The organism is Mesorhizobium sp. P2_B5 (assembly GCF_056404775.1).
Window position 1 is genome coordinate 108,796 of record NZ_JBFUDJ010000011.1, and the last position, 14,788, is coordinate 123,583.

Consider the following 14,788-nt stretch of genomic DNA (forward strand, 5'->3'; position numbering starts at 1 on the left):
AACCAGGAGATATGAGATGAGCCAGAAGAGCATCACCAGCATTCATCCGGACGACCAGTCCAGGCAGACAGCCGAAATCATGCAGCGCTTCAACGATGTGTTCCAGTTGCACGATCCATCGGCGCTCGGCGAACTGGTCGCCGAGGACTGCGTCATCGAAAACACGGTGCCGGCGCCGGACGGCGCCCGGCATGCCGGCAAAGAGGCATGCGTCGCCCTATGGTCGGCAATCGCCACCCAACCCGGCACGCGCTTCGACCTCGAGGAAACGTTTGTCTCCGGTGAACGGGCAAACGATCCGCTGGCGCTATTTCATGGCCGACGGCAACTCCATCCGCGGCGTCAACCTGATGCGCGTCGCAGATGGGCAGATCGTCGAGGCGATGGGCTATGTGAAGGGGTAGCGCTGCGCCCGTCTTTCCTACCGATCGGCCAGCGCCAGCTTGGCGCCGAGCATGACGAAGGCGCCGGCGAAGGTGCGGCGCATCCAGGTCAGCACCTTCGGCCGCGACACGACGTGGCTGCGGATCGAGGCGGCGAAGATGCCGTAAGCGACAAACACGACGAAGGTTAAAAACATGAAGACGCTGCTCAGTTCCAGCATCTTCGAGAATGCGTTTGGTTCGGTCGTACTGACGAATTGCGGCAGGAAGGCAAAGAAGAAGATCGACAGTTTCGGGTTGAGAATGTTGATCAGAATGCCTGAGGTGATGACCTTGGCTGCGGAGCGGGGTGCTGCGTTTTCATCGACGCTCAAGCCGCCCTTCTCCTTCAACGTGTTCCAGGCCATGTAGAGGAGATAGGCGACGCCGAGATATTTCAGCGTCTCGAAGGCGACAGCGCTCGTGTGCAGCAGCGCCGCCAGGCCGGTGATGGCGGCGGCCATGTGCGGGATGATGCCGAGCGTGCAGCCAAACGCGGCAATGATCGAGGCGCGCACGCCGCGCGAAAGCCCGGCGCTCAGCGTGTAGAGAACGCCGGTGCCGGGCGAAGCCACGACGATCAGCGACGTCAACAGGAATTCGATGCTCATGGATCCTCCAACGCCCTGCCCGCATCGGAAGCTATCGGGTGACGTAAGACAGGGCAAGCTGGGCGATTGGCTAGATTGTCGGCATTCCGTGCGCCTTGCGCGCCATCAGGCAATCGTCGCCGCCGGGCATGCAGGCGCGGCAGACATCAGGGCGGATCTCGTAAATGCCGCAGGCCGTGTGCTTGCCAACCTCGCCGGTCAGCGCCGTACAGCGCACGCCCTCGCAGCGCATGCCGGACAGGTCAGCCGCCACGAATTTTTCCGGGATCCGGTCGAGCTGCGCATCGTCTTCCATCGAGAAGCGTGGCCATTCGGCGGAGTAGGAACAGCAGGCGCCGCAGCTCTGACAGTCGAAGATTACGACCGCGCCCTCATCGCCAGACAAAAAGTCTGGTGCGTCAGCCAGGTCGGCGGGCGCGATGGCGGGATGACCGGCAGCTTGCGGCAAGGCGCTATTTCTTCTTGCCTGCCTTGCCCTTCGGCGCGTCCGCCGGCGACTTGAACAGGTCGGTCGCGGCCTCCGTGGCCTCAGCGGCCTTCGGCGCGGCAGCGGGCTTGGCCGGCTTTGCAGCTGCAGCCGGTGCTGCCGGCTGGTCCTTGGCAGAGAATTTTATGGCCATGTCAGTCCTCGTCGGAAAAACGCGATGATGGTGCGCGCGGATTGCGCAAGCGGCCGATCAGGGCCGAGACCGCTGTGATGTTCATTTCCTCCGGCGACCAGTTCCTCGCCTCGGCGATGTGGTGCGCCGCCAGTTCGCGATGCGTGCTGCCGCTGTAGGCGGCATCCTGATAGGTCACCCGCTCCAGGGTCTTTTTGTCCTCGCGGACATATTCGATCAGGTAGTTCGGGGCTTCGGCGCGGCCGCGCACGCCGACACGCACCTGGGCATCGCCATGCGCGCGCTTGCAGCGCTCGAGTTTTTCCAGCACGCGGCGGACGTATTCGACCGGCTTGTCCAGGCCTTCGACCATGGACGCAATGGTCGAATCGGCATCGATCGGTGTAGGCGGTACGCGCTTGGTGGCCATCAACGTTTGCCTGCCCGCTTCGGCAGCGCCGCAAGGGCGGCGGCCGCTGCCATTTCGTCGGCTTCCTTTTCCTTGCGCAGTTCGCGCAGGCGCGCGGTCTTGGCTTCGCGCGCCTCGCTGACGGCATCACGCTCGGACAGGATGCGGTTGAGCGACATCGACTGGGTTTGCGTCTTGCTGAACAGCGAGCCGGCCTGGTCGGCGGTCTTCGATTGAGTGGTCAAAACTTTCTCCTGTCGGGAGCCTGATGCCGATAGAGCGAGACCGGTCTTCGGTCACGACCAAAGCAGTACGGCATCGGGGCAATACGGGCGGTTCAGATTGCTGGAGCGTCCCTTAGCACGTTCCGGCCGGCGTGCAGCGCACTTTTCGCGGCATGACACGCAAAATGAAAAAGGCCAGGCACCGCCTGACCTTCCATGGAAGCGCCGCGCATCCCAATTGGATGCGCAAGGCACTCCTTTCAGCCTTTCACCGGTGCCAGTACATCCGTGGTCACCGGAAGGCCGAATTTCGTATCAGGCCGCCTTCAACTGGTCGGCGGACATCTTGCCCGACTTGTTGTCGCGGGTCATCTCGTAGCCGAGCTTCTGACCCTCGACGATGTCACGCATGCCGGCGCGCTCTACGGCCGAGATGTGGACGAAAACGTCGGCGGAGCCGTCGTCAGGCTGAATAAAACCAAAACCTTTGGTGGCGTTGAACCATTTCACTGTGCCGGTGGCCATGAAGAACCCTTTCCCTGGCAAATATTCGTTCACCATTGTGCGACTGCACAACAGCGTTTGTCTCGATTTTTGATGGGGAAGTTCGTCAAAGGCGCGCATGCGTGCGCGGATAACAAAAGTCAGTCAAACAAATATCGACATATGTCTTGTAGACTTCTTTTGGCGCCGAGTCAATTTCTGGTTTTCCCGCGGCCAGAATTCAACCTGGGGATGCCGGGCCGCGACGCCTCAACTGGCGAGCCGGCGCAGGGTAAGGCAAGCGTAAAAAAAATGCGCCGGGCGCGGAACCAATCCCAAGCCGGCGCATTTTTATGGTGTCAGCAGTACAGAGAGCAATCTCAGAATGCTGGCAACAGGACGCCTCCCGCACATTAAACGGTGCGAGAGGCGTTCTTGTATGTGCCGGGCTTTTTCGGCTGCCTTCGACCGACTGCCCTTACACTCTCTCCCGGATCATCGTGATCGCCGGCGGCCGGGCGGGGCTCGCAAGCAGCGGCACCGGCCGCTTCCAGCTGATGTTCCGGTATGACCTTCTGCTGCCCGATGATGCGCGGCTGGCGGCGGCGTCCGAACTGGCCAAGGTACCAATCGCCCGTACGATCCTTGCCTTGCGCGGACTGCCCGAGGATGCCGAGCTGACGCGCCAACGAGCGCCACGATGCTGGCCGCCTGGTCAACCGTGCACGGATTTGCCCATCTGGCGCTCAGCGGCAAGTTTTCGAAGCTCACACCGGAGGCGAAGTCCCAGCACCTGCTCGACGAGCTTTTGCCGCAGATGCTGGACATATTGTGGCCGGAGCCGAAGCGTTAGCTCACTCTATCTCTCTGTTTTTTCGCAATTTCCGGACGGAAAACCGCTCACACTTTTCCTGGAATTGCTCTAGCGGCCTACAGGATCGCGCTGATCAGCGGCAGGATCTCGTAGTGGAAACCACGGCCCGAGCTCGACACCGGATCGCCGTCGGTCACCGCCCTCGCCTCGGCTTCGTTCTCGACACGCAGGATCAGCAGACCCCAAGGGCCGGCCAGGTCGGCGACCGGGCCGGCCAAAATCATGGTGCCCTCGCGCAGCTTGCCACGCAGATAGTCGGCGTGCCGGCCCATCAGTTCCCTCTCCTCCTCCGTCATGGTGAAGGCGAAGTCCGGCCGAGGCGGGATCAGCCGGCAGTGGAAGATTGATGGAGCCTTGGTTTCGCGCGGTCCGTCATTGCTGGCCATCGGTCCCTCCCCAGGGATGTCGTCAGTCGACCATCTGTCGGCCTATTCGTCCGGGCCGGGTTCCGGCCACGTCTCGTTCGCCGCTTCCGCATACCAGTGCCGCATCGCCGGCGTTGCCAGCACCGCGTCGACATAGGCGCGTGTGTCCGGCGCCAGTTCCCCGCCATAGGTGTCGAAGCGAGTGACGACCGGCGCGTACATGGCATCGGCCGCGGTGAAATGGCCAAACAGGAACGGACCGCCCTTGCCGTATTGTTTCCGGCACTGGCGCCAGATCGTCTCGATGCGCGCCCGCTGCAGTTCGCCTTCGGCGTCGAGCGGCTTGTGCCCCTTTCGCCGGCGCAAATTCATCGGCCAGCCATAGCGCACCTCGCGAAAGCCGGAATGCATCTCGGTCGCCACCGAACGGGCCAAGGCACGAGCGCCGATATCCTGCGGCCAGAGTTTTTTCTCCGGAAACAGATCGGCCAGATATTCAAGGATGGCAAGGGTTTCCCAGACGATCCTGCCATTGTGATTCAGGATCGGCACGAGGCCGGTCGGCGACACTTTCGCCAGGTTGGCAAAGGTCTCGGGCGTACGCAGGCGCACGAAGCCTTCCTCGAACGGTATCTCCAGATGCTTCATCGCCACCCATGGCCTCAGCGACCAGGATGAAAAGCATTTGTTGGCGATGATGAGCGTGAATTCGGCCAAGACGGTCTTCCCCCAAGATTTTCGTCACACTAGCCGCTCATACGATGGCGGCAAGCATCCAGGCGACCAGATAGGCAACCAATGCGACGATGATTTGCTGTCCGGGGAACCTAAGCCACGCCTGCCCGTTTGCCTCCTGCAAATGAAATCCCAGGAGATGCAAAGATGGTGAACAAGGATCAGGTTGCCGGCGTGGTCAAACAGGTCAAAGGCTCCGTCAAGCAGGCTGCCGGCAAGGCGACTGGCAACAGGCAGACCGAGGCCGAAGGCACGGCCGACAAGATCGCCGGCAAGGTGCAGAAGGCCTATGGCGACGTGAAGGAAAAGGTCAAGAAGGCGTTCTGATCCGATCTTTGCAGGCAATGAAGAAGGCGGCTCTAGGCCGCCTTCTTCGTGCGCGCTGTCAGAAGGTCAGTTTCTTGCTGAAGGCATTGGTGAACTTGACCTCGCCATGGTCACCGGTGGCCTCGCCCAGCACCACATCCATGGCCTCGCCGGTTACTTTCGCCAGCGCAAAGCCACCCATATAGGCGGCCTTCGGCTTGAACAGGTCGAGACCGTCGCTGTTGTAGATCATCGGCACTTCGTGCTGGTGGCCATGGAAGATGGCGATGACGTTGTAGCCTTTCAGCGCTGCAAGCAACGCCTGCCGGTCGGCCTCGCTCCACCAGTGCGGCGCGCCTGAGCCGTCATCGTCATAGGTGCGCTTGGCCGGGTCCCAGCGCTCGACCGAAAAAGTATCCCAGCCATAGTGCTGGAACAGGATGACGGGACGGCCGTCCGCGGCGTAGGTTGCCAGATCCTGCTTCAGCCATGGCAGGCTGCTCACCGCGCCGTGGCCGGTGTCGCCGGCAAATCGATGCGTCTGGACCATATGCAGGCCGCCCCAATCCCAGGAATAGCAGTCGGTGTCGACATCGTATTCGGTGGCCGGCACTGGCGGTTTGAAGAACACGCCCGGGCGGTGGTTGACCTCGACATAGTCGCGCAATTCACGCCGGTACCAGTCGACATGCGGCGGCGAGCCGTTCTGGTCGAGATCGTGGTTGCCCAGCCCGACATAGACCGGCATGTGCACACGGTCGGGGCCGATGCCCTGGCTGTAGCGCTGGCTGAACTGCAAGAGCTGCGTGCCTTCGCTGGGTTCTGTGATCTGGCCGCCGCCATCGTCGGTGATGTCGCCGCCGACGACGAGGCCGAGTGGCGTGCCGATGCGGCTGCCGGCCGAACGCAGGCCGGTCGCAACACCATCGATCTCCGCCGGCCATTGCCGGTCGGCCAAGCCATTGAGGGCCGCGACATTGCGCAACAGCGCGGCATCGGTCTTGCCTTCCTGCAGGCAATTGGGGCTCAGGCCGCTCGCCATGCGACAGGCATGGACATCGGCGATGAACAAGAAGGTGGCGTCGATCGGCTGGATACGCTTTCCGGTCTGGCCGAGAGCCGCGCGCGGCAGCATGCCAGCCATGGCAAGGCCGGCTGCCTGTGCGAGGAATTTGCGCCGGGTCGAGATGCGATTCATGGTGTGAGTTTCAGCACAACCGGCGCCCCGCCGTCCAGTTGCCACGCATGGCAGGTCGACACAGCACTGTGGCTCTGGCATTTTTTCCGCGCCGGTGCACAGTGCGCGGGCAGAGGAGGACTTCATGAAAGGTGCTTCGATAGGCATGGTGCTGGCTGGGTTTCTGCCGGCGGGTGCGGTGCATGCCGCCGATTGCGTCGACGCAAAATCGGCCAAGGCCGGCTTCGTGCTGGAAATGCCTGGCATCCGTAGCGAGTTTCGGCCGGTGGCTGGCGGCATGGTCTCCGTCGCCAACACCTATGAATCGCAGTCGCCACAGACACAGTTCCTGTTCTGCGGCCTGGTCGAGGTGTTTCGCGACAGCGACACCGGTCGGGTGGCCATGATCCCGTTTTCCGATCTGCGAAAACTGTTTCCGCTGAAGACGGGGGCCAAGAGCACGATAGAATTCGTCGAGCTGTCGCCCAACAAGCAGCCGAAGAGCACCAAGACGCTGAGCCTGGTCGTGAAGGGCAAGGAGACGTTCAGCGTCGGCGGTTGCAAATACAACGTACTGGCCGTCAAGGAGACGTTCAAGAACGGCAACGGCGAGACGCTCGACACATTCACCGCGCTCTATGCGCCCGATCTGCAAGCGGCACTCGCCCGGCGCTACGATGAAGGCACCAGCGCGGAAGCGGTGAACGGTTACACGACGATCAAACCGCTTCCCAACTAGAACAGCGCTGGTCTGGCCTCAAGGTTTTCCCGGCCGCAGCATAATCCTGCGACGCCGCTTCGCTCTGCTCGGGAATGGCGGCGTTGGGCTGCCCTCAAGTTCGGCCAGGCAATCGCGCAATACGGAAGCATCCTGCGCCGTCTTGGCCATCGACATTGCGCCGGAATAGGCGGCGATGGCGAGGGCCGCAAAGCGTTCGGGATCGGTGCCTTGCTCCCTCCCCGCCTGCTGATCGGCCCTGATCTTGTCGGCGATCGCCTGACGCCAGTCGGCGAAGATTCGTGCAAGGGCGGCACGGAAATCCGAATCGGCGAGCGACAATTCATGCGCCAGATTGTTGAGCGGACAGCCGCGAACGAAGCCCTGCTGCTCCAATTCAGCCGCCACCGCCTCGAAGACTGCGCGCACGCCTTCGCGCGCCGTATCAGCCGCCCTTACCGGACCGATCCAGGTCTCCTCCAGGGCGGCAGCCACCCGCTCCTCGATCACCGCCAAGGCGAGCGCCTTCTTGGTGGGGAAATGGTGATGCAGCGCGCCGCCGGTGACACCGGCGGCAGCCATCAGCTCGCCAAGGGCGGAGCCATGATAGCCGCGCGCCTGGAACGACGCTTCAGCGACATCGAGCACCTTGTTGCGCAGGCCTTCGGGATCGTTGGTGCGTTTTCGCGGCTGCCCTTTTGGGACCTGAGCAATCTCTGCTGACATTTGCGAACGATAGCAGATTGACAAAACAGGACAACCGGTCTGTTTTATAAACCGGATGATCATCCTGTTTTGGAGACAACGCAATGCCCCTGTCCCTCAATGCGCGTGCGACGGCAAGTCTGCTTGCCTCGCCGGTCGTCGAGTTGCGGCAATACACGCTAAAACCAGGCCGGCGCGAGACGCTGATCGATATCTTCGACGGTCAGTTCATCGAAGGCCAGGAAGACGCCGGGATGACCATCATCGGCCAGTTTCGCGACCTCGACCGGCCCGACATGTTCGTCTGGCTGCGCGGTTTTAGCGACATGGAAGCGCGGAAGGAGGCGCTGACTGCGTTCTATGACGGGCCGGTGTGGGCGGCGCACCGCGACGCGGCCAATGCGACGATGATCGATTCCGACGATGTGCTGCTCTTGAAGCCGGCCTGGCCAGGCGCCGGGTTCGACCTGTCGGGCGCACAGCGGGACGCTTTGCCGGAGCATGGAAAGTCGAGCACAGACAATAGCTTGACTGGCATCGTTGTCATCCAGATTCATCATCTGCGGCCTGGCGCCGAGGCCGATTTCGTCGGCCGCTTCGAAACAGATGCCGTTCCGATCCTTGCGGCCGCCGGTGGGAGATTGCTCGGCGCCTTCATCACCGAACACGCCGAAAACAGCTTTCCCCTCCTGCCGGTCCGCCTGGGCGAAAACGTCTTCATCGCCGTGACGGGTTTCGACAGTCTCGAGGCGCATGGTCGCCACGAAGCAGCCCCGGCGAACGCGCCGCAGTGGCAGGCGTTCCTGCAAGCGGCGCAGTCGGCCATCGCCAAACCAAGCGAAACGTTGCGCCTGTCGGCGACCTCGCAATCGCTACTGAGGTAGCCCCTCGTATCAGGCCCCTGCCCTTAATTTGCCGGCAATGGCTGCGGCGACGAGCGCTGGATCCTCCCAGTGCGGATTGTGGCCACAGCCCGGTGCCCAGATAAGACGTGACCCGGCCAGCGCCTCGGCCAGAGCCTGTTGGTGCGCCTCGCCGAAAAGCGGATCGCAGGCGCCAGCTATGATCAGCGTCCTGGCTTGGATCGTCCGCGCAGTGGCGGCCAGATCCGTGCGGCGGACTTCCTCGAGGATCGCCCGCCAACGCGCAGCAGGCATCGCCGAGGCGTCCCTGGCCAAGCTGGAGAGAAAAGCCTGAGGCACTCCTGGCCCGCAGGCATGCCACCATTCGAAAAATGGATCGGAGGGCGAAATCGGGTCGTGGAGCGCCGCCACGCCGACGACCAGCGGATGATCAGGCGGTTGTTCGGGCTTCAACGTACTGGCCATGACAACCAGCCCACCGACAAGCTGACCATGCCGCGCGGCCAATGCGATGGCCACCATGGCGCCAAGCGAATGGCCGACGACGACTGGCCGCTCGAGCCGCAGGCGCCGGATCAGCACCGCAATGTCTTCGGCGAAATCTGCGACGCTGCACCCCCTGCCTGCCTGCGAGGCGCCGTGGCCGGGCAGGTCCGGCATGATCAGCCGGCGGCCGGAAAGATGCGGCGCCAGCAGCGAAAAGCTGCGGCTGGTGTCGGTGAAACCGTGCAGCAAGAGCAGCGGCGGCTCCACGCCGGCAATCTCGACATAGGCAAGGTCGAGCCCACCGACATCGATGACCTTCTTGCGGCCGGCCCAGGCGTCCTGCTCAGCCGCGAGCGCCTCGTTCTCCGGCGGGGCTCCCGGAACCGCAGGCCTCATAGTCCGAGCTTCTCCTTGACAGCGGCGAGACCTGGCTTGCCATCGAACGTGGTGACGCCGGCGAGCCATGCGTCGAGGCGTCCCTTGTTCAGAGTGATCGCCTTCAACGCAGCCTCTTTCGCCTGCATACCGTCATTGATGAGGTAGCCTATGCCGACATTTTCGAGATCCACGTCGAAGGTGAGGTTCTTCAGGAACTGGCCGACGTTCGGGCATTCCTGCAGGTAGCCCTTGCGCACCTGGGTCGTCACCGTCGCGGCGCCGAAATTCGGGCCATAGAACTTGTCGCCGCCGGTCAGGTACTTGATGTCGTACATCGTGTTCATCGGATGGGGCGCCCAGCCGAGGAAGACGATGAAGTGCTTTTCCTTGATCTCGTAACCGACCTCCGAGAGCATGCCTGCCTCGCTGGACTCGACCACCTGCCAGCCGTCGAGGCCGAGTGACGGGTCGGCGATGGCGTCCATCATCAGTTTGTTGGATCCCGGCTCGATGCCGTACATCTTCTTACCGAACTTGTCGGCGAACTTGTGCAGGTCGGAGAAGTCCTTGACGCCGGCTTCCCAGACGTAGGTGGGCACCGCGAAGGTGAACTTGGCGCCGGTAAGATTGAGGCGCACGTTCTCGATCGAACCGTCTTTCTTGTAGGGTTCGAAATAGGTGACCCCGGCGGGATCCCAATAGCCCAGAAACGCGTCCAAATCCTTGTTCTTCATGCCCTCGTAAATGACGTTGATGCCGAGCACATCGCTTTTCGTCTCGTAGCCGAGAGCTTCCAGCAACACGCCAGCAATCCCCGTCGTAAACGCCAGGTCGTTCCAGCCTGGCTCCGCCATCCGCACCGCCCTGCACTGTTCAGCCTCGGCGGCCCAGGCCAGCGGTGGGGCCAGTATGAGGGTGGCGAGGCAAACGCCATTTGCAAGCACGCGCAACATCCAGGTTCTCCTCTTAGATTGACCAACAGGTCATTTTATTGTCCCATTGGTCAATCATTGATCTGAGCGGGCGAAGATGTCAACATGGATTCGCCACCAGGGATCGATCCATTGAAGCTCACGCGTCTCAGCGACATACGCCGCAAGGAGTTGCGGCAAGCTGCTCTCACGTTGCTTGAGCGCGAAGGCATTGCCGGAGCCACGTTGGAAAAGGTCGCGGCCCAGGCCGGCGCCTCCAAGGGCATCGTGCTGCACTACTTCCGCAACAAGCGGGAACTGTTCGAGCATGCGATGCGCGAGGGCAACGCCGTCCTGCGCGACGCCGTGATCGCAAGGCTGAAGCGGGCGCGGACACCGCTCGAACGCCTGGACGCGGTGATCGAGGGCAATTTCGAACCGGATCAGTTCCGGCCGCCCCTTTGCCACGCCTGGCTTTCGCTGTGCGCGGAGGTGCCGCATGACGAAAAGCTGGCGCGTATCCAAAGGGTGATCCACGCCCGCATGCGTTCGAACCTTTTGTCCGGCCTGCGCGGCCTCGCGTCGCCGCAAGAGGCCGACGAGATCGCGCTCGGCGTCACGGCGCTGATCGACGGGCTGTGGCTGAGGCTCGGCCTGCAGCCGGGCAGCGTCACGCGCGAACAGGCGATCCGCCAAGTGAAGAACTATGTCGGGGGGCGACTGGCCATGCGGGAGCCTGTACCAGCCGGCGCTTAGGCGCAGCCTGCCCGAGCCAGCCGAAGTTCATACTGTGCGATACGCCTTCGGCTTGACCGCGCTTGCCCGTCAGCGCTGCACTCGTTGCACCAAAATCACGGGAGCATCCCATGAGACTTCATGGCAAACGGGCGCTGGTGACGGGCGGGTCGGACGGGATCGGCCTGGCGATAGCGGGGGCGTTTTCGCGCGAAGGCGCCGACGTGCTGATCGTCGGCCGCGACGGCAACAAGCTGGAGGCGGCACGCGACATGCTGGCCAGGGAGGCGAAGGATGGCGCTACAATCGAGACGCTGTCGGCCGATCTCGCCACCGAGGCCGGCATCGATGCGGTGGTTTCCCGGGTGAAAGCATCCGGCCAACCGCTCGACATCCTCGTCAACAATGCCGGCGTCGCCTATCTGGTGCCGTTCGAGACCGTCACCGGGGACCAGTTCCAGCAATCCTTCGCGCTCAATGTGACGGCGGCGTTCTTCCTTACCCAGCGGCTACTGCCGCAGTTCGGCGCGGGCGCATCGGTGATCAACATCTCGTCCTACTTCGCCAGCAAGATGATCCCAAAGCGGCCGTCGAGCCTGTATTCCCTATCCAAGGGCGCGCTGAACTCACTGACCAAGTCGCTGGCCTTCGAGCTTGGCCCGCGCGGCATCAGGGTCAATGCGATCGCACCCGGCACGGTTGACACCGCCATGCGGCGCAAGTCGATCGAAAACCTGCCGGCGGCAGCGCAAGCCGAACTCAAGACCTATGTCGAGCGAAGCTATCCACTCGGCCGCATCGGCCAGACCAGCGATCTGGCCGGCATTGCGGTCTATCTCGCCAGCGATGAGGCGGCGTGGACCAGCGGTGGGATATTTGCCGTGGATGGGGGATATACGGCGGGGTGAGTGGAGCTGCTTATCTCCGCCCCTCGAGGGGGAGTTGGCTGGCAGGCCAGGGGGGTCGCCGCGCACGGAGCGCTAGCCTCCTCTGTCGATGATAGAAGGTCGCATCAGGACGTACCGACCCCCTCTGTCGCCTTTGGCGACATCTCCCCCTCGAGGGGGGAGATTGCCAGCGCCCTTCAACCGATTCGCATCCTCGCCCTTCGCAATCTTCGCTTGAAGCGATTTGTGCAACGCGATACGCCGTTGCCGAATTCGATCGTCGGAGAGACAAGTGACCGCTGCCAAGACCAGAACCGAAACCGACACGTTCGGCCCCATCGAGGTCGCCGCCGACCGCTATTGGGGCGCGCAGGCGCAGCGTTCCCTCGGCAATTTCAAGATCGGCTGGGAAAAGCAGCCGGCCTCGATCGTGCGAGCGCTGGGCATCGTCAAGCGGGCCGCAGCCGAAGCCAATATGGAGCTGAAGCGGCTCGATCCGGCCGTCGGCAAGGCGATCATCGAGGCGGCGCAAGAGGTCATCGACGGCAAGCTCAACGATCATTTCCCGCTAGTGGTCTGGCAGACCGGCTCGGGCACGCAGTCCAACATGAATGCCAACGAGGTGATCTCCAACCGGGCGATTGAGCTTTTGGGCGGCGTCATGGGCTCCAAGAAGCCGGTGCATCCCAACGACCACGTCAATATGAGCCAGTCGTCGAACGACACCTATCCGACGGCCATGCATATCGCCTGCGCCGAGCGCATCGTGCATGACCTGTTGCCGGCGCTGAAGCATCTGCACGCCGCGCTCGAGGCCAAGACCAAGGCCTTCGCCCACATCATCAAGATCGGCCGCACCCACACGCAGGACGCCACGCCCCTCACGCTTGGCCAGGAGTTTTCGGGCTATGCCGCGCAGGTCGCCTCCTCGATCAAGCGCATCGAGATGACGCTCCCCGGCCTGCAGGAACTGGCGCAAGGCGGCACCGCCGTCGGCACCGGCCTCAACGCGCCGGTCGGCTTCGCCGAAAAGGTGGCAGACCGCATCGCCGCCATCACCGGCATCGCCTTCGTCACCGCGCCGAACAAGTTCGAGGCCCTTGCCGCGCACGATTCCATGGTGTTCTCGCATGGCGCCATCAACGCAGCCGCCGCGGCACTCTTCAAGATCGCCAACGACATCCGCTTCCTCGGTTCCGGCCCGCGCTCGGGCCTCGGCGAACTGTCGCTGCCGGAAAACGAGCCTGGCTCCTCGATCATGCCGGGCAAGGTCAACCCGACGCAGTGCGAGGCGATGACGCAGGTCTGCGTGCAGGTGTTCGGCAACAATGCATCGTTGACCTTCGCCGGCAGCCAGGGTCATTTCGAGCTCAATGTCTACAACCCACTGATGGCCTACAATTTCCTGCAGTCGGTGCAGCTGCTCTCCGATGCCTCGATTTCCTTCACCGACAATTGCGTCGTCGGCATTGAAGCGCGCGAAGACAACATCAAGGCGGCACTCGACCGCTCGTTGATGCTGGTAACCGCACTCGCCCCGACCATCGGCTACGACAATGCCGCCAAGATCGCCAAGACCGCGCACAAGAAAGGAACGACCTTGCGCGAGGAAGCGCTGGCCACCGGGCTGGTCAGCGCCGCCGACTATGACCGGCTGGTCCGGCCCGAGGACATGACGCATCCGGGATAGGCAGTTCCAGTCGCGTCGCGATTCCCTGGGGAATTGCGTCGACTAGCCATCAGAGAATTTGACGGCGGGAAAATTTACTGCCGTCAAAGGCTGATCCGACACGAATTTTGCGCCCTTCGTCCGATCACGGAAATGTAAGCTCTGTGAACAATGTGTCGCCGGTCTGGCGGCTTTGGTGAACAGTCGGCTTGGTCTATCTGAAGGGGCATCAACCCTTTTCGGAGAGCCACCATGTCCATCAACACTTCCACTGCCGGCGCCAGCACCGCGTCCAACAGTTCCACCACCATCCTGCTCGGCCGCATCCTGCTTGCCGCCATCTTCCTGCTTTCCGGCTTCGGCAAGCTCACCGCCATTTCCGGCACCGCCGGCTACTTCGGTGCCATGGGTCTGCCGGTGCCGACCGTAACGGCCATTGTCGTCGGCCTGATCGAATTGCTCGGCGGCATTGCCATCCTCGTTGGTTTCCAGACCCGCATCGCCGCCTGGGTGCTCGCCATCTTCACCATCGCGACGGCTCTTGTGGCCCATACCGGCTGGGCCGACCAGAATCAGATGATCCATTTCCTGAAGAACGTCGCCATCACCGGCGGTTTCCTTGTGCTGGCTTCCTCGGGCCCCGGCGCCTACTCGATCGACGCCAAGCGCGGCTGAGCTTTTCCCCTCCCAAGCCTGAAAAAAGCGGCGCGGAATTTTCCGCGCCGCTTTTTCGTTATCTGTCTAAACGCGCGCCCGCGTCCCACCCCTGCTAGGATCGGTGGCAGAACAGCCGGCGGACAGACAACGGAGACGACCATGCCCCGCGATGCACTGCTCCTGCTTTCCCGGCTGCTGCTCGCCGCGCTGTTCATCCCGTCCGGTTTCCATGCACTTGCCGACATTGCCGGCACATCAGGCTATTTCGCCGGCCTCGGCATGCCGCTGCCGACGCTTGCCGCCTGGGGCACAGGGCTGTTCGAACTGATCGCCGGGCTGTTGATCCTGGTCGGCTTTCAGACGCCGGTCGTGGCCCTGTTGCTTGCCGCCTTCTGCATCGTCGCGGGCGCCATCGGCCATTACGGCCAGGGTGGCGACGATCCAATGCTCGCCTTCATGCACCAGCAGATGCTGATGAAGGACATTGCCATCGCCGGCGGCTTCCTGGCGCTGGCCATGGCTGGTGCAGGCGCCTGGTCGATCGATGGGCGGATCGCTGCTGGCCGCGGCTGAG

General features: G+C 62.8%; 20 protein-coding genes and 2 pseudogenes. 10 read left to right on the top strand and 12 right to left on the bottom strand.

Features of this window, described 5'->3' with window-relative positions:
• The first annotated feature begins 16 nt into the window (after positions 1-16).
• Positions 17-404, top strand: a pseudogene (locus AC1D1N_RS26705) (nuclear transport factor 2 family protein).
• A gap of 17 nt (positions 405-421) precedes the next feature.
• On the opposite strand, the gene AC1D1N_RS26710 reads toward AC1D1N_RS26705, so the two are convergent.
• The 6 genes from AC1D1N_RS26710 to AC1D1N_RS26735 form a co-directional block, all read right to left on the bottom strand.
• A complete protein-coding gene (locus AC1D1N_RS26710; protein ID WP_112562411.1) occupies positions 422-1,033 on the bottom strand; it encodes a LysE family translocator in 612 nt (203 codons plus the stop codon).
• A 70-nt stretch (positions 1,034-1,103) separates the two neighbouring features.
• Positions 1,104-1,481 carry a YkgJ family cysteine cluster protein gene (locus tag AC1D1N_RS26715; protein WP_477352052.1) on the bottom strand — a complete coding sequence of 126 codons (378 nt, stop codon included), beginning with the start codon at positions 1,479-1,481 and terminating at the stop codon, positions 1,104-1,106.
• Positions 1,482-1,485: 4 nt separating this feature from the next.
• Positions 1,486-1,653, bottom strand: a complete 168-nt coding sequence (locus AC1D1N_RS26720) for a hypothetical protein (RefSeq protein WP_112562409.1) — start codon at positions 1,651-1,653, stop codon at positions 1,486-1,488.
• 1 nt (position 1,654) lies between these two features.
• On the bottom strand, positions 1,655-2,062 hold the full coding sequence (locus AC1D1N_RS26725; protein ID WP_192252739.1) for a hypothetical protein: 408 nt from the start codon (positions 2,060-2,062) through the stop codon (positions 1,655-1,657).
• A complete protein-coding gene (locus AC1D1N_RS26730) occupies positions 2,062-2,286 on the bottom strand; it encodes a hypothetical protein (RefSeq protein ID WP_112562407.1) in 225 nt (74 codons plus the stop codon). Before AC1D1N_RS26730 ends, AC1D1N_RS26725 begins: the two co-directional genes overlap by 1 nt.
• A gap of 294 nt (positions 2,287-2,580) precedes the next feature.
• Positions 2,581-2,790: a cold-shock protein gene (locus AC1D1N_RS26735; RefSeq protein ID WP_023671502.1), complete on the bottom strand. Its 210-nt coding sequence runs from the start codon at positions 2,788-2,790 to the stop codon at positions 2,581-2,583.
• A 622-nt stretch (positions 2,791-3,412) separates the two neighbouring features.
• Here AC1D1N_RS26735 and AC1D1N_RS26740 point away from each other — a divergent pair.
• Positions 3,413-3,601: pseudogene (locus tag AC1D1N_RS26740) on the top strand (TetR-like C-terminal domain-containing protein); the annotation flags it as partial.
• 77 nt (positions 3,602-3,678) lie between these two features.
• Here AC1D1N_RS26740 and AC1D1N_RS26745 read toward each other — a convergent pair.
• Entirely contained in the window at positions 3,679-4,008 is a 330-nt protein-coding gene (locus tag AC1D1N_RS26745) for a YciI family protein (RefSeq protein ID WP_477352054.1), read from the bottom strand.
• A 42-nt stretch (positions 4,009-4,050) separates the two neighbouring features.
• Positions 4,051-4,704, bottom strand: a complete 654-nt coding sequence (locus AC1D1N_RS26750) for a glutathione S-transferase family protein (RefSeq protein WP_477352056.1) — start codon at positions 4,702-4,704, stop codon at positions 4,051-4,053.
• 165 nt (positions 4,705-4,869) lie between these two features.
• Between AC1D1N_RS26750 and AC1D1N_RS26755 the strand changes: the two genes are divergently transcribed.
• Entirely contained in the window at positions 4,870-5,049 is a 180-nt protein-coding gene (locus AC1D1N_RS26755) for a CsbD family protein (RefSeq protein ID WP_352590276.1), read from the top strand.
• A gap of 58 nt (positions 5,050-5,107) precedes the next feature.
• On the opposite strand, the gene AC1D1N_RS26760 is transcribed toward AC1D1N_RS26755, so the two are convergent.
• Entirely contained in the window at positions 5,108-6,226 is a 1,119-nt protein-coding gene (locus AC1D1N_RS26760; RefSeq protein ID WP_477352058.1) for a metallophosphoesterase, read from the bottom strand.
• Positions 6,227-6,350: 124 nt separating this feature from the next.
• Here AC1D1N_RS26760 and AC1D1N_RS26765 point away from each other — a divergent pair, with 124 nt between their 5' ends.
• Positions 6,351-6,944, top strand: a complete 594-nt coding sequence (locus AC1D1N_RS26765) for a hypothetical protein (RefSeq protein WP_477352060.1) — start codon at positions 6,351-6,353, stop codon at positions 6,942-6,944.
• An 18-nt stretch (positions 6,945-6,962) separates the two neighbouring features.
• Here the strand turns inward: AC1D1N_RS26765 and AC1D1N_RS26770 are convergent, their stop codons facing one another.
• Positions 6,963-7,649, bottom strand: coding sequence for a TetR/AcrR family transcriptional regulator (locus tag AC1D1N_RS26770; protein WP_477352062.1), 687 nt, complete (start codon positions 7,647-7,649; stop codon positions 6,963-6,965).
• An 83-nt stretch (positions 7,650-7,732) separates the two neighbouring features.
• Between AC1D1N_RS26770 and AC1D1N_RS26775 the strand changes: the two genes are divergently transcribed.
• Positions 7,733-8,512 (top strand): NIPSNAP family protein, encoded by a 780-nt coding sequence (locus AC1D1N_RS26775; RefSeq protein ID WP_477352064.1) that lies wholly within the window; start codon positions 7,733-7,735, stop codon positions 8,510-8,512.
• Positions 8,513-8,521: 9 nt separating this feature from the next.
• Here AC1D1N_RS26775 and AC1D1N_RS26780 read toward each other — a convergent pair whose 3' ends face one another.
• Positions 8,522-9,373: an alpha/beta fold hydrolase gene (locus tag AC1D1N_RS26780; RefSeq protein WP_477352066.1), complete on the bottom strand. Its 852-nt coding sequence runs from the start codon at positions 9,371-9,373 to the stop codon at positions 8,522-8,524.
• On the bottom strand, positions 9,370-10,308 hold the full coding sequence (gene choX / locus AC1D1N_RS26785; protein WP_477352068.1) for a choline ABC transporter substrate-binding protein: 939 nt from the start codon (positions 10,306-10,308) through the stop codon (positions 9,370-9,372). The genes AC1D1N_RS26780 and choX overlap by 4 nt, the downstream gene beginning before the upstream one ends.
• Before the next feature lie 111 nt (positions 10,309-10,419).
• Between choX and betI the strand changes: the two genes are divergently transcribed.
• The 5 genes from betI to AC1D1N_RS26810 all read left to right on the top strand — a co-directional run bounded on the left by betI (position 10,420) and on the right by AC1D1N_RS26810 (position 14,787).
• A complete protein-coding gene (gene betI, locus AC1D1N_RS26790) occupies positions 10,420-11,022 on the top strand; it encodes a choline-binding transcriptional repressor BetI (RefSeq protein ID WP_162712182.1) in 603 nt (200 codons plus the stop codon).
• A gap of 110 nt (positions 11,023-11,132) precedes the next feature.
• Entirely contained in the window at positions 11,133-11,909 is a 777-nt protein-coding gene (locus AC1D1N_RS26795) for an SDR family NAD(P)-dependent oxidoreductase (RefSeq protein WP_477352070.1), read from the top strand.
• A 271-nt stretch (positions 11,910-12,180) separates the two neighbouring features.
• A complete protein-coding gene (gene fumC / locus AC1D1N_RS26800; RefSeq protein ID WP_477352072.1) occupies positions 12,181-13,578 on the top strand; it encodes a class II fumarate hydratase in 1,398 nt (465 codons plus the stop codon).
• A gap of 231 nt (positions 13,579-13,809) precedes the next feature.
• A complete protein-coding gene (locus AC1D1N_RS26805) occupies positions 13,810-14,232 on the top strand; it encodes a DoxX family protein (protein ID WP_477352074.1) in 423 nt (140 codons plus the stop codon).
• A gap of 141 nt (positions 14,233-14,373) precedes the next feature.
• Positions 14,374-14,787 (top strand): DoxX family protein, encoded by a 414-nt coding sequence (locus AC1D1N_RS26810; RefSeq protein ID WP_436259445.1) that lies wholly within the window; start codon positions 14,374-14,376, stop codon positions 14,785-14,787.
• The last annotated feature ends 1 nt before the right edge of the window (position 14,788 follow it).